This window comes from Mycolicibacterium sp. Y3, from assembly GCF_051188035.1.
GTDB lineage: Bacteria > Actinomycetota > Actinomycetes > Mycobacteriales > Mycobacteriaceae > Mycobacterium > Mycobacterium fluoranthenivorans.
Genome location: NZ_JAVQLT010000001.1, coordinates 4,058,651 through 4,073,835 on the forward strand (window position 1 = coordinate 4,058,651; position 15,185 = coordinate 4,073,835).

15 protein-coding genes are annotated in these 15,185 nt (G+C 67.1%); 9 read left to right on the forward strand and 6 right to left on the reverse strand.

Annotation, left to right across the window (positions count from 1 at the left end):
* Positions 1-56 precede the first annotated feature (56 nt).
* A complete protein-coding gene (gene ypfJ, locus QN239_RS19700; protein WP_499012862.1) occupies positions 57-947 on the forward strand; it encodes a KPN_02809 family neutral zinc metallopeptidase in 891 nt (296 codons plus the stop codon).
* Complete coding sequence (locus tag QN239_RS19705) at positions 944-1,480, forward strand: DinB family protein (protein ID WP_499012863.1); 537 nt, start codon at positions 944-946, stop codon at positions 1,478-1,480. Before ypfJ ends, QN239_RS19705 begins: the two co-directional genes overlap by 4 nt.
* 18 nt (positions 1,481-1,498) lie before the next feature.
* Here QN239_RS19705 and budA read toward each other — a convergent pair whose 3' ends face one another.
* The 3 genes from budA to QN239_RS19720 form a co-directional block, all read right to left on the reverse strand.
* Entirely contained in the window at positions 1,499-2,290 is a 792-nt protein-coding gene (budA, locus tag QN239_RS19710) for an acetolactate decarboxylase (RefSeq protein ID WP_499012865.1), read from the reverse strand.
* Positions 2,287-3,957: an acetolactate synthase AlsS gene (alsS, locus tag QN239_RS19715; RefSeq protein WP_499012866.1), complete on the reverse strand. Its 1,671-nt coding sequence runs from the start codon at positions 3,955-3,957 to the stop codon at positions 2,287-2,289. The genes budA and alsS overlap by 4 nt, the downstream gene beginning before the upstream one ends.
* 75 nt (positions 3,958-4,032) lie before the next feature.
* Positions 4,033-4,935 carry an acyl-CoA thioesterase gene (locus QN239_RS19720; protein ID WP_499012868.1) on the reverse strand — a complete coding sequence of 301 codons (903 nt, stop codon included), beginning with the start codon at positions 4,933-4,935 and terminating at the stop codon, positions 4,033-4,035.
* 261 nt (positions 4,936-5,196) lie between these two features.
* On the opposite strand from QN239_RS19720, the gene QN239_RS19725 reads away from it, so the two are divergent.
* Both QN239_RS19725 and QN239_RS19730 read left to right on the forward strand, forming a co-directional pair.
* The gene (locus QN239_RS19725; RefSeq protein WP_499012869.1) at positions 5,197-6,330 is read left to right on the forward strand and encodes an acyl-CoA dehydrogenase family protein; all 1,134 of its coding nucleotides are present in this window, start codon (positions 5,197-5,199) and stop codon (positions 6,328-6,330) included.
* Positions 6,327-7,580 carry an acyl-CoA dehydrogenase family protein gene (locus tag QN239_RS19730; RefSeq protein ID WP_499012871.1) on the forward strand — a complete coding sequence of 418 codons (1,254 nt, stop codon included), beginning with the start codon at positions 6,327-6,329 and terminating at the stop codon, positions 7,578-7,580. Before QN239_RS19725 ends, QN239_RS19730 begins: the two co-directional genes overlap by 4 nt.
* On the opposite strand, the gene QN239_RS19735 is transcribed toward QN239_RS19730, so the two are convergent.
* The 3 genes from QN239_RS19735 to QN239_RS19745 form a co-directional block, all read right to left on the reverse strand.
* Entirely contained in the window at positions 7,577-8,590 is a 1,014-nt protein-coding gene (locus QN239_RS19735; protein ID WP_090364482.1) for an Rv2578c family radical SAM protein, read from the reverse strand. The two genes, QN239_RS19730 and QN239_RS19735, sit on opposite strands and share 4 nt — an antisense overlap.
* Before the next feature lie 33 nt (positions 8,591-8,623).
* Positions 8,624-9,676, reverse strand: coding sequence for a class I SAM-dependent methyltransferase (locus QN239_RS19740; protein ID WP_499012873.1), 1,053 nt, complete (start codon positions 9,674-9,676; stop codon positions 8,624-8,626).
* Between the two features lie 96 nt (positions 9,677-9,772).
* The gene (locus tag QN239_RS19745) at positions 9,773-10,192 is read right to left on the reverse strand and encodes an Rv2576c family protein (RefSeq protein ID WP_499016874.1); all 420 of its coding nucleotides are present in this window, start codon (positions 10,190-10,192) and stop codon (positions 9,773-9,775) included.
* A gap of 232 nt (positions 10,193-10,424) precedes the next feature.
* Between QN239_RS19745 and urtA the strand changes: the two genes are divergently transcribed.
* The 5 genes from urtA to urtE are packed head-to-tail and all read left to right on the forward strand — an operon-like array spanning position 10,425 to position 15,162.
* Complete coding sequence (gene urtA / locus QN239_RS19750; RefSeq protein ID WP_499012875.1) at positions 10,425-11,675, forward strand: urea ABC transporter substrate-binding protein; 1,251 nt, start codon at positions 10,425-10,427, stop codon at positions 11,673-11,675.
* 4 nt (positions 11,676-11,679) lie between these two features.
* Positions 11,680-12,564: an urea ABC transporter permease subunit UrtB gene (urtB, locus tag QN239_RS19755; protein ID WP_499012876.1), complete on the forward strand. Its 885-nt coding sequence runs from the start codon at positions 11,680-11,682 to the stop codon at positions 12,562-12,564.
* A complete protein-coding gene (gene urtC / locus QN239_RS19760) occupies positions 12,561-13,658 on the forward strand; it encodes an urea ABC transporter permease subunit UrtC (RefSeq protein ID WP_499012878.1) in 1,098 nt (365 codons plus the stop codon). The genes urtB and urtC overlap by 4 nt, the downstream gene beginning before the upstream one ends.
* Complete coding sequence (gene urtD / locus QN239_RS19765) at positions 13,655-14,470, forward strand: urea ABC transporter ATP-binding protein UrtD (protein WP_267295727.1); 816 nt, start codon at positions 13,655-13,657, stop codon at positions 14,468-14,470. The genes urtC and urtD overlap by 4 nt, the downstream gene beginning before the upstream one ends.
* A complete protein-coding gene (gene urtE, locus QN239_RS19770; protein ID WP_499012880.1) occupies positions 14,470-15,162 on the forward strand; it encodes an urea ABC transporter ATP-binding subunit UrtE in 693 nt (230 codons plus the stop codon). Before urtD ends, urtE begins: the two co-directional genes overlap by 1 nt.
* Positions 15,163-15,185: the final 23 nt, after the last annotated feature.

A 15,185-nucleotide genomic window follows, 5' to 3' on the forward strand; every position in this document is an offset into this window, starting at 1 on the left:
TGTGGGAAGCTGAGCCCAGCCGGTTGCCGACGATGCAGAGGGAGTTGGTGGGGGAAATGACCTTCAACGAAGGCATGCAGATCGATACGAGCACCACCTCCAGCAGCGGTGGCGGCCGCGGTCCGGGCCGCGGCATCGCGATCGGCGGCGGCCTGGGCGGTCTGCTGATCGTGGTGGTGGCGATGTTCCTGGGAGTCGACCCCAACAGCGTGCTCGGGCAGAACGAGGTCACCCAGAACCAGCAGTCGGTCACCCCCGGGTTCGACGTGTCCCAGTGCAAGACCGGCGCCGACGCGAACGACATCCTGGGCTGCCGCATCATCGCCACCGGTAACTCGGTGGACGGGGTCTGGTCACAACTGCTGAAGGGCTACACCCGGCCCCACGTCCGGTTGTTCACCGGCAGCGTGGACACCGGTTGCGGGCCGGCCACCACCGACGTCGGCCCGTTCTACTGCCCGGCGGACAAGACTGCCTATTTCGACACCGACTTCTTCCAGGTGCTGGTCGACCAATTCGGTTCCAGCGGCGGCCCGCTGGCCCAGGAGTATGTGGTGGCCCACGAATTCGGCCACCACGTGCAGGACCTGCTCGGCAACCTGGGCCGCGCCCAGCAGGGCCCGGGCGGTGCCGAGGGCAATGGGGTGCGCACCGAGCTGCAGGCCGACTGCTACGCCGGCATCTGGGCGCACTACGCGTCGGTCACCAAACAGGAGAGCACCGGCGTTCCGTTCCTGGAGCCGTTGAGCGACAAGGATATTGCCGACGCACTGTCGGCGGCGTCGTCCGTCGGCGACGACCGCATCCAGAAGGCGTCGACGGGCCAGATCAACCCCGAACAGTGGACGCACGGATCCTCTGCCGAACGACAGAAGTGGTTCACCACCGGCTATCAGACCGGCGATCCGAAGAAGTGCGACACCTTCGCCGCCCGCGACCTGGGATGAGCACCGATCCGATCACACCGGACACCAAAGACTGGACCTGGGTGCTGGACCGCCGTTGTCCGGACTGCGGATTCGACCCGGCGCGGGTGGCCCCCACCGAAGTAGCCGAGCGCATCGCCACCGATGCCACCCACTGGGTCGACCGGTTGACCCGCTCCGGTGTGCGGCAGCGCCAGGCGCCCGGTGTGTGGTCGATCCTGGAATACGGCTGCCACATCCGCGACGTGCACCGCATCTTCGCCCACCGGGTCCGGCTGATGCTCACCGAGGACGTACCCCGATTCCCGAACTGGGATCAGGATGCCACCGCGCTGGCCGACGACTACGGCGCCCAGGATCCCGCGGTGGTCGCGCTCGAGCTGTTCGATGCCGCCAGCACGGTGTCGGATACCTATCGCTCCGTCCCCGACGATGCCTGGTCGCGGCGCGGGTTACGCAGCAACGGAAGCGAATTCACCATCGCCACCATCGCCCTCTATCACCTGCACGATATCGCGCACCACGCCTGGGACGTCACCGGCGAACTCTTCTGACCCTGATCGCCGCCGGCGTCAATGGCCGCCCTCGGTGCGGCGGATCTGGTCGGAGGTGTCCGCGGCGTTGAGCGCCGCGCCGCGAAACGCCTCGGTCTGCGGCACGGACAGGTGCAACTCGCTGAGCTGAGCGACCTCGATGGTCCCGCGGGACATCTGGAAGTCCAGGCAGTGCCCGCCCCGGCACTGGTCGGCGGTCAGGAAATGCAGGTGATACCCGGCCACCGAGATACCCTCCTCGAACTCGGGCATCCGGAACCCGGCCAGCGTGCCGGAGACATCGGTGAACCGCGCTTTCGCCTGGCTCGCGGTGGCCTCCACCAGCGGCGGGTAGGGGTGGTGCTGGGCGGCCACGGTGCGGGTTTCCAGTGCCGCGAAGTCGCCGCGGATCCGGACCGCGCACATCACGTTGTCGCTGCCGACCAGATCGTCGATCCGCGCGGTGACCTCGGCCCAGTTCGCGGGCTCGGTGAGCGAGACGGTGCGGCCGGGTACGAAACGGGTGACGGCGGCAAAGGGTGTGCGCTCGTCGGGCGCGGCCGACACCGCGGTCCCGTCGGCGCGCAGGTGATGGCACGTCCCGTCGAGGACGACCATCTCACCATCGAGCCCGTTGAACGTGCCGAGGCCGAAATCGCCGTGGCGCAACAGTTCTGCGACCGTGACATCGCCGTCGTAGACGCCGGCGAGCAGGGCGTCCATCGTCGAGGTCTGATACAGCTGCCCGGGTAGGGCCGCCGGCGACTGGGCGCGGCGGTGCTCGACCACCGACCGGGCCCAGTCCCAGAATCCGGAACGGGCGTCGGTCATTCGAAGACGTCGTCGTGCAGGTGGGCGGCCAGTTCGATGTTGCGGCTGTAGTCGACGGGCACGTCTATCAGCGTAGGTCCGTCCTGGTTCAGGGCGTCGGCGAGCACGGCGGTGAACTCCTCTAGCGTGTGCACGCGGTAACCCCGAGCACCGAATGCCTTGGCGTAGGCCACGATATCGTAATCGGCCAGCTGAACCCCTGACCTGCGCCCGTACTTCAGCACCTCCTGGAAGCCCACCATGTCGTAGGAGTTGTCGCGCATCACCACATGGGTGAACGTCAGGCCGAGGCGCTTGGCGGTCTCCAGCTCCTGGGCCGAGAACAGGAAGCCGCCGTCCCCGGAGATCGAGACCACCTGGGTGCCGGGCCGAACCAGGCTGGCGGCCATGGCCCACGGCAGGCCGACGCCGAGGGTCTGCTGACCGTTGGAGAACAGCAGGTGCCGCGGTTGGTAGACGCGGAAGTGCCGGGCCATGTGGATGTAGACCGAGCCGATATCGCATGCGACGGTGGCGTCGTCGTCCAGTCCGTCGCGCAGCGCGAGGACGAGCCTGGCGGGATCGATCCCCGCCGGGGTCGCCGGTGTCGCGCGGGCGGCGTCGTCGGCTGCCCCGAGATCGGCGCGGTACCCGGCCAACTCGGCGGTGAACTCCTCCGACGGCGCCACTCCGGACAACTTCGGTACCAACCGACCCAGGGTGGCGGCCACCGATCCGCGCAGCTCGGCGACGGGTTCGTAGTGCTCGTCGATCTCTGCGCCGACCGTGTCGATGTGGATGATCGCGCGGCCGGGATCGGAGTTCCACAGTGCCGGGTCGTACTCGACGGCGTCGTAGCCGATGGCGAGGACGAGATCGGCGTGCGCGAGCAGAACGTCCCCCGGCTGATTGCGGAACAGGCCGACCCTTCCGAAGTAGTGCTCCTCGAGGTCCCGCGACATCACCCCGGCCGCCTGGAAGGTCTCGACGACGGGAAGTCCGGTGGCCGAGATCAGGGCGCGTACCGCCGCACAACTGCCGGGGTCGGCGGCGCGGATACCCACCAGCACCACCGGGCGCCGAGCCCGGCGAATGAGTTCGGCCGCAGCGCCCGTCGCGCCGTCGGGTGCGCTGCCCAGCTCCGGTACCGGGCGGGCTCCGGCGAGCGTGGACGCCGTCACGGCCGCGAGCACGTCCGACGGAAGTACCACCGCGGCCGCCCCGTAGGGCTCGGTCGTGGCGGCGCGGAATGCGGTGACGACCGCCTCGACGACATCGTCGGGATCATCGACCTCGCCGGTGTACTTGGTCACGGTCCGCAGCATGGCGGCGGCGTTCATCGACTGATGGGTGCGCTTGAGCCGGGCGCCGCGGCTGACGGCGCCGCACAGCGCCACCACCGGATCCTGCTCGGTGTTCGCGGTCAGCAGTCCGGTCGCGAGGTTCGCGGTGCCTGGACCGGAGGTCACCAGCACCACCCCGGGGCGTCCGGTGAGCCGGCCGATCGCACCGGCCATGAAGACCGCGTTCTGCTCGTGCCGGCACACCACCACCTCGGGTCCGCCGTCCAGCAGGGCATCGAACACGGCGTCGATCTTGGCGCCCGGGACGCCGAAGACGTACTGGACACCGTGGTCGGTCAGGACGTCGACCACCCGGTCGGCGCTGCGTTTGGCGGATCGGGTCATGGTGGCAGTCTTCAAGCCGGCACGGCCTTTGCCATCAGTCGGGTGACTGATCACAGGGCCACCGCAAGATCGGAGCTACAACCGCGACTGGTGGGTGATGTCGGTATCTGTGGTGCGCAGTGGCCGGATCAGCGCGTCCTGGGTGAAGGAGGCCAGCAGCTCCCCCTCCTCGGTGTGCACGGTGCCGCGCACATAGGACATCCCGGCGCCGACCTGGGTGCTCTCGTGGCCGTACAACAACCAGCCCTTCCACTCCACGGGTTCGTGGAAGCTGACCGAGACGGTCATCGGCGCGGTGGACACCGTCAGGTGCGCCTGGGCCGTGCCGATCCCCTCATGTGCCCGCATGGTTGTCGAAATCCCCAGGTGTCCGGTGAAATACGCGATGAGCGCCTTGGCCAGGTCGGCCCGCGGCGGAACCGGATCGTAGCGCAGCCAGGCATACAGCTCCGGCGGTCCGACCTCGTCGGGGCTGTTGACGTCGACGATATCGACCAGCCGCAGTTCCCGGCCGGTCATCGGCATATGCCCGACGTGGGCGTCGGCCGGGGCCGCCACGTCCGGTTTGGGCAGGTGGTGCCGGATGACGTCGCCGGACGGCACATCCAGCAGCACGGTGACGGTGATACACCGTTTTCCGTGCTGGGAGGCGGAGATCACCGCCGTCGCCGTCGAGCGCCCTTCCGCCACCACGTCGATATCGAGTTCCACCGGCGGCCCGACCAGCACCACCCGGGCGAACACCGCGTGCACCGAGCGCACCGACTTGTCGGGAAAGCGTGCGGCCGCCGCAACGATCGCCTGTGCCAGCACCTGGGTGCCCTCCACGACCTGGCGGTCGTCGGCGCCGGCCAGACCGGTCTGGGCCAGGAACCGGTTCGGCCCGTCGGCGGCCGGCTCGAAGAGGTCGAGCAGACCTTCCAGGGTCCACTGCACCTCGTCGGTCGCCCGCTCCGCTGTGGTGTCCGAGTTCGTCATGTGTCCTTCCTGGCAGCGGCAGGCCCGCATACTCGCTCTACAAAAACGGTAACGCCATTCTCGCTGATCGCACAATACGGTTCACGAAGTCGGTGCTGGCCATCCTCGACACCGTCGCGTCCCGGTTCAGCAATGGCGCCCACGCTGGTGTCTCTCGCCACACCCAAATGGTAACTTCATTACCAATATAGGATAACTAGACTTCCCGGAGGCGGACATGCCCTCACGCATCCTCGACTACCCGGTCTTCCGCGCCGGCTGATGACGAACCCCGAACAGCTGCTGTTCGCCTCGACGGCGCGGGCATTCCTGGACAAAGAGGCATCCCTTGGCACGGTCCGCGATCTGCATGCGCGGGGCGTCTCCTTCGAACCCGGCTGGTGGCAGCGAGCCGCGGAGCTCGGCTGGACCAGCCTGCTGGTACCCGAAGAACTCGGTGGCGGAAGTGTGTCCGGCGCCGGGGTGGCCGACCTTGCCCTGGTCGCCGAACAAGCCGGACGCACCGTCGCACCCGGTCCGCTGCACCCGGTCAGCGTGGTGCTCAGCGGCCTGGTCGAGGCACCGGACGGCCATACCGACCTCATCGAGGCGCTGGTGTCCGGGGAAACGGTCGCCTCCTGGGCCGTCTATGAGCCGCACCGCCCGTTCGAACCGGCGTCCGCGCACACCACCGCAAGCCGCACCGAGAGCGGGTATCGCATCGACGGCGTCAAGGACCGCGTCGAGGCCGGGACGCAGGCCGACATGTTCCTGGTCGTCGCCGAATCCGACGGTGCGCTGCGCCAATTCGTGGTTCCCGCCGACGCACCCGGGGTGAGCGTCACGACGCAGAAGTCCGTCGACCTGGTGAAGACCTATGCCAGAGTGCAATTCGACGGCGTCGACATCGACGCATCCGCGGTGCTCGGCAGCGCCGAGCAGACCGGCGCGGTGATCGAGCGGCAGCGCCAGGTGGCCCTGATACTGCAGTGCGCCGAGATCGTCGGCATCCTGGATGCCGTTCTGGCGATGACCAATCAGTGGTTGTTGGACCGGCACAGTTTCGGTCGGCCGCTGGCTTCCTACCAGGCGCTCAAACACCGCTTCGCCGATATGAAGATGTGGTTCGAAGCGTGCCGGGCCACCACCGCGGGCGCGGTGGAAGCCGTCGGCGCGCGCTCACCGGAGGCACCGATGTTGGTGAGTGTCGCGAAAGCCTATGTCGCCGATCGCGCGCCGATGATGTTGCAGGACTGCGTGCAGCTACACGGCGGTATCGGGGTGACCTGGGAACACGACCTGCATCTGTATCTGCGGCGCACGGTGCTGAACCGGGCAATGTACGGCTCCCCCGAAGACCATCACCGCGCCGTGTTCGAACTCAGCCGCACACAGCCCGAGGAGGCGTTCGCATGACAGACACGGCGATCTCGACGGGCACCGACGAGTCGGTGGCGGACTTCACCATGCGCGCCAGGGCATGGCTGGCCGAGAACATGCCGCGCATCGATCCCGACAACCCGCCGTTCTCCGTACGCGCCGAGGAGAAGTCCTGGGAACGCGCCCGGCACCTGCAGAAGCGGCTCTATGAGGGCGGTTTCGCCGGCATCTGCTTCCCGCGCGCGTACGGCGGCCTCGGTCTGGACGACGCCTATCAGAAGGCCTTCAACGCCGAGTGCCGCTGCTACGAGATGCCGCTGATCCTGAACACCCCCTCGTTCACCATCTGCGGCGCCACCATTCTCGACATGGGCAGCGAGGAGCAGAAGCGCGCGCGCATCTCGGCCGCCATCCGCGGCGACGAGGTGCTGTGCCAGTTGCTCTCCGAGCCCAGCGGCGGATCCGATCTGGCCGGGGTCCTCACCCGGGCCGACCGCGTCGGCGACAAGTGGATCATCAACGGCGCCAAGACCTGGAGCACCAGCGCGTTCGCCGCCGACTACGGACTGATGCTGGCCCGCACCGACTGGACGGTGCCCAAGCATGAGGGCCTCACCATGTTCCTGGTCCCACTGAATGCACCGGGTATCACGATGCGCCGGATCACCGAGGTCAACGGCAACGAGGAGTTCTGCGAGGAATTCTTCGACGGTCTGGAGCTCGGCGACGACGCCGTGGTGGGTGCGGTCAACGACGGCTGGACCGTGGCAACGCGCCAGTTGCATCACGAGCGCCGGGCGGTCGGCGGCGGATCCGAGTTCGCCAGTGGCACCGGCGCCGAGAACGCCAACGAGATGCCGCCCGACCATGTGGGCCTGGCGGCGGCCACCGGACAGCTCGACGACCCGATGGTGCAGAACCTCGCGGGCCGGGCATTGGTCCGACGCACCGTGAAAAGTCAACTGATCGATCATGTTTCGGCGTCCATCGCCAACGGCTCGCTGCCCCCGAACGCGGGCACGCTGATCCGGCTGTTCCACGCGGAGACCACCGAACTCGAGATCGATACCGCGCTGGCGATCTCCGGGACGGCCGGTGTCGTGGATGAGGGATCGGGCCTGCTGGATATCGGGGTGCGCTACTTGTCCCGGCAGACCGGCTCACTGGGCGGGGGCAGTTCGGAGATGGCGCGCAACGTCATCGGTGAACGGGTGCTCGGCTTCCCGCGCGAGGCCGCCGCCGACCGCGGGGTGCCGTTCAATCAGGTCAAACGCGGGCGCACCTAGAACAGGGTGGGGTGCGCCGGTGCCGCGACTTCGGAGGAAACGGCACCGGCGCTCGCCATGGGCGCTCGCCCAGTCAACCCGTACCGGGCCACCAACGGTGCGACCCGGGTACGAAGCATGTCGCGATAGTCCTGCGGGAGGTACGCGCCGCGACGGTAGAGCTGGCGGTAATCGGACACCAGCTCCGGGTGGCTGCGTTGCAGCCACTGCATGAACCAGCCCCGTGTCGAACCGCGCAGATGCAGGCCGAAGACCGTCACCCCGGTGGCGCCGGCCTCGGCGATCCGGCGCAGCAGATCGTCCAGTTGCTCGGGTGAATCGGTCAGCCGCGGCAACACCGGCGCCACCATCACATGACAGTCCAGCCCGGCCTCGCGCACCGCGGAGATCAAGCCCAGCCGCGCCTGCGGCGACGGGGTGCCCGGCTCGACTGCCCGGTGCAACTCGGGGTCCCCGATGGCCAGCGAGAGGGACACGTTGACCGAAACCAGTTGGGCGGCTTCGGCGATCAACGGCAGATCGCGGCGCAGCAGGGTGCCTTTGGTCAGGATCGAGAACGGGGTGCCGGAGGTGGCGAGCGCTCGCAGGATGCCCGGCATCAGGGCGTACCGGCCCTCGGCCCGCTGATACGGATCGGTATTGGTGCCCAGTGCCACCGTCTCCCGGGTCCAGGACGGCCGGGACAGCTCACGTTGCAGCACGGCGACCACGTTGGTCTTGACGACGACCTGGGTGTCGAAGTCGGCTCCGGAGTCGAACTCCAGGTATTCGTGAGTGGGCCGGGCGAAGCAGTACCGGCAGGCGTGGGAGCAACCTCGGTAGCCGTTGACGGTGTACCGGAAGGGAAGCATGGATGCGCCGGGCACCTTGTTCAGCGCCGACTTGCACAACACCTCGTGGAAGGTGATCCCGTCGAACTGCGGGGTGCACACGCTACGGACCAGGCCCATACGCTGCAGGCCGGGCAGGGCACCGTCATCGACGCGTACGCTCTGTCCGTCCCACCGCATGCGGTATATCGAACAATTGTTCGATGGCAGTTGTCAAGGGCGCGCCTCGAACACCAGGTTGAACGGCGTCTCGGCGGCGCGACGGAACCGGGTGAATCCTCCGTCGCGGACCATCACCTCGGCCAGTCGGCGCTCCCCCGCCTGGGCGCCCAGCGCCGGGCCCCGCTGCGCCAGTGAGACGGGCACGCAGATCAGCGTGGACGCGCCGTAGAACACCCGGCCGACGGGATTCAGGTTGTCCGACAGGACATCCCCCGCGAAGGGTTCGACCAGCAGACAGTGGCCGTCGGGCTTGAGCAACCGCCGTGCGTGACGGGCAACGCCGGAGGGGTCGGCCATATCGTGCAGGCAGTCGAAGAACGCGATCAGGTCGAACTCCCCGCCACCGTAGGTGGTCGCGTCGGCCACCTCGAACGTCGCGTTGGGGACACCCGCCTGCGCCGCATGCTCGCGCGCCGTCGCGATCGACGCCTCGTGGTAGTCGACACCGACGAACCGGGAGTCCGGAAACGCCTGCGCCATCAGGATCGTCGTCACGCCGTGCCCGCAGCCGATATCGGCCACCCGGGCGCCGGCCCTGAGCTTCTCCACAACACCGTCGAGCGCGGGCAGCCAGGAGGACAGCAGGTGGGCGTGGTAGCCCGCCCGGAAGAACCGCTCAGTCCCGCGGAACAGACACGGATGGTGTTCACCCCACTCCATGCCCGCACCGGTGCGGAAGTTCTCGACGGCGCGCGCCTTGACATGAAACAGGTCCTCCACCACCGCATAACCGCCCGGCAGATCCACCGGCCCGTCCGGATTCGCCAGGCACAGCGCCTGTTCCTCGGTGAGGTGGTAGGTGTCCGCCGCGCTGTCGTACTCGACGTACCCACCCGCGGCCTGATTGGCCAGCCACTCCCGTACGTAGCGTTCGTCGGTACCGGTCCGTTCGGCCAGTCCGGCAGAGGACCAGGCCCCCTCGGCAAGTGCCGAGTACAGCCCGAGCTCATCGCCGATCAGCACCAGCATGGCGCTCATCGCCGCGCCGAGATCGCCTATTGCGCGACCGAGAAACGCCTGGAGCTTGTCTTCGTCGATGGCCATCGCGGGCTCCTTCGCCCATAGGTATGGACGACGTCGAAGCTACTCGCGTCCGTACCCCGACGGAACCGTTCGAGCAAAGATCCGATCAGCGCGCAGTCACCACTGCGTGCCCTGGCACACCACGCTGTACGGCGCATCCTGGGCCACGATGACCTGACCGTCGACGGCGACATCGCAATGCGGGTTCGGCGCACCGACCCCACCCTTGGTGGTGCTACTCACCTGCAAGATCGCCCACTGCGGATCGGCCAGCGTGGTCTCGAAAACGAACGGCCGGTCCGGCGCGACGTTGATGGTCTCGCGCTTCACATAGGAGTAGGCATCGGCGTTGTAGGCGGCCTTGTCGGCCGGCTGGGCCGTCAGATACAGCACCTGGAAGTCATACGGGGCAGTTGAGGTGAGGGTGTAGCGCACTTGGTGCCCCGCCGCCGGCTCGGCGTGTGCCACGCCGGTGGTCGCCACGAGGGCCGCGCCCGAGATCAACACCGCTCCGACCTTGCTCATACCTTTTCGCATGTCCGTCACATCGCCGGACGCTACCCGATCGTTACAACTGCCACATCAGCACCTCGGCGCCCCCGGCTAACGACGGACCAATACCGATCGACCAACAGGTTAATTTGTTCGTCACATACAGAAATTCCACAGAAACCTGCCAGCTCTAACGTCCCGATTCGACACGCCTCCTGCGTGTGCACGTGAGCCCGCGATTCCCTCGCGATACGCGAAATCGATGGAAAGGCAATAGATGCGACTCAACAGGTCGGTCCTGGCAGCCGGAAGTGTGGTCGCAGCGGCCGCCCTCGTGCTGTCGGGATGTGGCAGCAAGGCCAGCGAGAGCGACAGCACCGCAGCGGCCGCGTCCTGCGTGGACACCTCCGGTTCGACCATCAAGGTCGGCTCACTGAACTCGCTGTCGGGCACCATGGCCATCTCCGAGGTGACGGTGCGCGACGCCATCAAACTGGCCGTCGAGGAGATCAATGCCAAGGGCGGCGTGCAGGGCAAGCAGATCCAGATCGTCGGCGAGGACGGCGCCTCCGATCCCGCGGTCTTCGCCCAGAAGGCCGAGAAGCTGATCAAGGACGACTGTGTCGCGGCCGTCTTCGGCGGTTGGACGTCGTCGAGCCGCAAGGCCATGCTGCCGGTCTTCGAGAGCAACAACTCGCTGCTGTACTACCCGGTGCAGTACGAGGGTCTGGAATCCAGCAAGAACATCTTCTATACGGGCGCCACCACCAATCAGCAGATCGTGCCGGCGCTGGACTACCTCAAGGAGAAGGGCGTCAAGTCGCTCTACCTGGTGGGCAGCGACTACGTCTTCCCGCAGACCGCTAACCGGATCATCAAGGCCTACGCCGGCGCCAACGGGATCGAGATCAAGGGCGAGGACTACACCCCCCTGGGCTCGACCGACTTCTCCACGATCGTCAACAAGGTGCGGGCGTCCAATGCCGGTGCGGTGTTCAACACCCTCAACGGTGACTCCAACGTGGCCTTCTTCAAGGAGTACACCAACGCCGGATTGACCCCGCAGAAGATGCCCGTGGTGTCGGTGTCCATCGCCGAGGAAGAGGTCACCGGAATCGGCGCCAAGAACATCGAGGGACAGCTCACCGCCTGGAACTACTACCAGACCATCGACACCCCGGTGAACAAGGCGTTCGTCGCGGCCTACAAGAAGGCCTACGGCGAGAACAAGCCGACGTCGGACCCCATGGAGGCGGCCTACGTCTCGGTGTATCTGTGGAAGAACACGGTGGAGAAGGCGAAGGCCTTCGACACCAAGGCCATTCAGGACAATGCGGGTGGCGTGACCTTCGACGCCCCCGAAGGGCTGGTCACCATCGACGGCGAGAACCACCACATCACCAAGACCGCCCGGATCGGCGAGATCCACCCCGACGGCCTGATCTACACCATCTGGGAATCCAAGGGTCCGATCAAGCCGGATCCTTACCTCAAGTCCTACCCCTGGGCTGCCGGTCTGTCCGGATAAACCCGTGGATGTCCTGATCGGACAGCTGGCAACGGGATTGAGCCTCGGCTCGATCCTGTTGCTGGCTGCACTGGGCCTGTCACTCACCTTCGGGCAGATGGGCGTCATCAATATGGCGCACGGCGAGTTCATCATGGCCGGCTGCTACACCGCCTATCTGGTACAGCAACTGGTTTCCAATGCCGGTGCCTCACTGCTCATCTCGCTCTTGGTCGGGTTCGTCGTCGGCGGCCTGCTCGGAGTCCTGTTGGAGACCACCCTGATCCAGCGGATGTATCACCGTCCGCTGGACACCTTGTTGGTGACCTTCGGCGTGGGCCTGATCCTGCAGCAGGTGGCGCGCGACATCTTCGGTGCACCCGCGGTCAACGTCGGCGCACCCACCTGGCTGTCCGGCGGCGTCGAGATCCTCGGCGCCGTGGTGCCCAGAACCCGGATCTTCATCCTGGTGCTGGCCGTCCTGTGCGTGACCGTGCTGGCCGTGGTGCTCAAGGCCAGCCCGATGGGACGGCGTATCCGCGCCGTCGTGCAGAACCGCGACCTCGCCGAGACCAGTGGAATCTCCTCGCGCAGAACCGATATCACCACCTTCTTCATCGGCTCCGGTCTGGCCGGGGTGGCCGGTGTGGCACTGACCCTGATCGGGTCCACCAGTCCCACCACCGGGCAGAGCTACCTGATCGATGCGTTCCTGGTGGTGGTCGTCGGCGGACTCGGCCAGATCAAGGGCACCGTCATCGCGGCCTTCAGCCTCGGTCTGCTGAATTCGTTCATCGAGTACAGCACCACCGCGTCGCTGGCCAAGGTCATCGTGTTCGTGGTGATCGTGATCTTCCTGCAGGCCAGGCCCCAGGGTCTGTTCACCGTGCGGACAAGGAGTCTCGTATGAGGACACTGATCGGCCGCTGGCAGACCTGGGCCGGGTTCGCCGTGGCCGCGGCACTGCTGTTCGGCGTCGCACCGGCGGTGCTGTCCAGCTTCCGGCTGGGCCTGCTCGGCCAGTACCTGTGCTATGCGATCGTTGCTGCCGGTAGCGGATTGGCCTGGGGCCGTGGCGGAATGCTGACCCTGGGACAGGGTGTCTTCTTCGGTCTCGGCGCCTACATGATGGGTATGCATCTCAAGATCGCCGACGCCGAGATCCGCAAGCAGACGGTGCCGGACTTCATGCAGATCGCCGGTATCCCCACGCTGCCCGCCTACTGGGAACCGTTCGCCTCCCCCGCATTCACGATGCTGGCGATCCTCATCGTGCCCACGGCCATCGCCGCACTGCTCGGTCTGGGCGTGTTCAAGCGCCGGGTCAAGGGTGCCTACTTCGCGATCCTCTCGCAGGCCCTGGCCGCCGCCCTGGCGATCCTGCTCGTCGGACAAGCCACCCTCGGGGGCAGCAACGGGCTCAACGGCTTCCGGACCTTCTTCGGCTTCCGGCTGTCCGATCCGGTGAACCGGCAAATGCTGTACTTCATCGCCGCGGCGGTACTGCTGATCGTCGTCGCCGTGGTACGCCAGCTGATGCAGAGCCGCTACGGCGAACTGCTGGTCGCGGTCCGCGACGGCGAGGAGCGGGTCCGGTTCCTGGGCTATGACCCAGCCAATATCAAGGTGGTGGCGTACACCACGGCGGCACTGTTCGCCGGCATCGCCGGCGCCCTCTTCGCACCGATCATCGGATTCATCACCCCGGCGCAGGTCGGCATCGTGCCCTCCATCGCGTTCCTGATCGGTGTCGCGATCGGCGGACGCACCACGCTGTTGGGCCCGGTGCTCGGCGCCATCGGCGTCGCCTGGGCGCAAACCGCGTTCTCCGAACAGTTTCCGTCGGCCTGGACCTACGCCCAGGGGCTGCTGTTCATCGTCGTCGTCGGATTCTTCCCGGCCGGTCTGGCCGGGCTCGGGGTGTTCCTCAAGCGCCGGCGCGCCGCACCGACACCCGATCCCAGCCCGGATCCAGAACCCGAGAAGGTGGGTGCCGCCACATGACCGACACCAAGGCCGAGACCGCCACCGAGCCGGTGGCCGGCGGCAACGTGGGCATGGGCACGCAGTACCTTGAGGTACGGGGCCTGACCGTCGATTTCGACGGATTCAAGGCCGTCAGCGATGTCGATCTGACCCTGTTCCAAGGTGACCTGCGTTTCCTGATCGGGCCCAACGGCGCCGGCAAGACCACGGTGATCGACGCCATCACCGGCCTCGTCGCCGCCACCGGTTCAGTCAGCAAGTCCGGGAAGGAACTGCTGGGCCGCAAGGTCCATCAGATCGCCCGGCTCGGGGTGGGACGCACGTTCCAGACCGCCACGGTCTTCGAGCAGCTCACCGTGCTGCAGAACCTCGATATCGCCGCCGGGGCGGGCCGGTCCCCGTGGACGTTGCTGCGGCGCCGGTCGGGCATCCTGCCCTCGATCGAGGAGGCCCTGGAGACGACGGGCCTCACGGCCCTGGCCGACAAGCCGGCCGGGGTGCTGGCACACGGACAGAAACAGTGGCTGGAGATCGGCATGCTGCTGGTGCAGAACGCCGATGTGCTGTTGCTCGACGAGCCGGTGGCGGGCATGAGCCATGAGGAACGGGAAGAGACCGGAAATCTCTTGCGCCGCATCGGCAGTGAACGCACCGTGGTGGTCGTCGAACACGATATGGATTTCATGCGTGCCTTCGCCACGTCGGTGACCGTGCTGGCCCGCGGCCAGGTGATCGCCGAAGGCTCGGTCGCCGAGGTGCAGGCCAATCCGAAGGTGCAGGAGGTCTACCTCGGTACCGCCGCGGCCGGCCTCTCCGAGGAGGACGCCTGATGCTCGAATTGATCGACGTACATAGCGGTTACGGCCGTTCCGAGGTCATCCACGGGGTCAGCATCGAGGTGCCGTCGGCCGGGGTGGCCGCGGTGATGGGGCACAACGGCGCGGGCAAGACCACCCTGTTGCGGGCCGCGGTCGGACTGCTGAAATGCACGGCGGGCAAGGTGCGCTTCGACGGCGCCGATATCACCAAACTGAGGCCCAGTGCCCGCGTCACCAAAGGCCTGGCCTATGTGCCGCAGGGCCAGCAGTCCTTCGGCCAACTCACCACCGCGGAGAACCTGCAGGTCGTGGCCGACGGCCGGAAGAACGGCAAGGCACTCATCGATGAGCAGCTCGATCTGTTTCCCGCGCTCAAGGAACTGCTCACCCGGCGGGCCGGGCTGCTCTCCGGCGGGCAGCGCCAGCAGCTGGCCATCGCGCGCGCGCTGATCACCGGCCCCAAGTGCCTGATTCTCGACGAGCCCACCGAAGGCATCCAGCCCTCGGTGGTGGCGGAGATCGAGGCCGCGATCACCGCACTCACCGCGCGCGGTGACCTCGGCGTGCTGCTGGTCGAGCAGCACATCGGGTTCGCGCTGGAATCCGCACAGCAGTACTACATCCTGGAGTCCGGGCGGGTCACCTCGTCGGGCACCGGCGGCTCGGCCTCCGAAGCAGAGGTCCGCGCCGCGATGGCCATCTGACGGCACCGACTACCCGGCAGGCG

Excerpts from the sequence above, each read along its gene's own strand:
- QN239_RS19735 (WP_090364482.1), bottom strand. The coding sequence starts at position 8,590 with ATGCGGTGGGACGGACAGAGCGTACGCGTCGATGACGGTGCCCTGCCC.
- alsS (WP_499012866.1), bottom strand. The coding sequence starts at position 3,957 with ATGACCCGATCCGCCAAACGCAGCGCCGACCGGGTGGTCGACGTCCTG.
- urtE (WP_499012880.1), top strand. The coding sequence starts at position 14,470 with ATGCTCGAATTGATCGACGTACATAGCGGTTACGGCCGTTCCGAGGTC.
- urtD (WP_267295727.1), top strand. The coding sequence starts at position 13,655 with ATGACCGACACCAAGGCCGAGACCGCCACCGAGCCGGTGGCCGGCGGC.
- urtC (WP_499012878.1), top strand. The coding sequence starts at position 12,561 with ATGAGGACACTGATCGGCCGCTGGCAGACCTGGGCCGGGTTCGCCGTG.
- QN239_RS19730 (WP_499012871.1), top strand. The coding sequence starts at position 6,327 with ATGACAGACACGGCGATCTCGACGGGCACCGACGAGTCGGTGGCGGAC.
- QN239_RS19725 (WP_499012869.1), top strand. The coding sequence starts at position 5,197 with ATGACGAACCCCGAACAGCTGCTGTTCGCCTCGACGGCGCGGGCATTC.
- QN239_RS19740 (WP_499012873.1), bottom strand. The coding sequence starts at position 9,676 with ATGGCCATCGACGAAGACAAGCTCCAGGCGTTTCTCGGTCGCGCAATA.
- ypfJ (WP_499012862.1), top strand. The coding sequence starts at position 57 with ATGACCTTCAACGAAGGCATGCAGATCGATACGAGCACCACCTCCAGC.
- QN239_RS19720 (WP_499012868.1), bottom strand. The coding sequence starts at position 4,935 with ATGACGAACTCGGACACCACAGCGGAGCGGGCGACCGACGAGGTGCAG.
- QN239_RS19705 (WP_499012863.1), top strand. The coding sequence starts at position 944 with ATGAGCACCGATCCGATCACACCGGACACCAAAGACTGGACCTGGGTG.
- budA (WP_499012865.1), bottom strand. The coding sequence starts at position 2,290 with ATGACCGACGCCCGTTCCGGATTCTGGGACTGGGCCCGGTCGGTGGTC.
- QN239_RS19745 (WP_499016874.1), bottom strand. The coding sequence starts at position 10,192 with ATGCGAAAAGGTATGAGCAAGGTCGGAGCGGTGTTGATCTCGGGCGCG.
- urtA (WP_499012875.1), top strand. The coding sequence starts at position 10,425 with ATGCGACTCAACAGGTCGGTCCTGGCAGCCGGAAGTGTGGTCGCAGCG.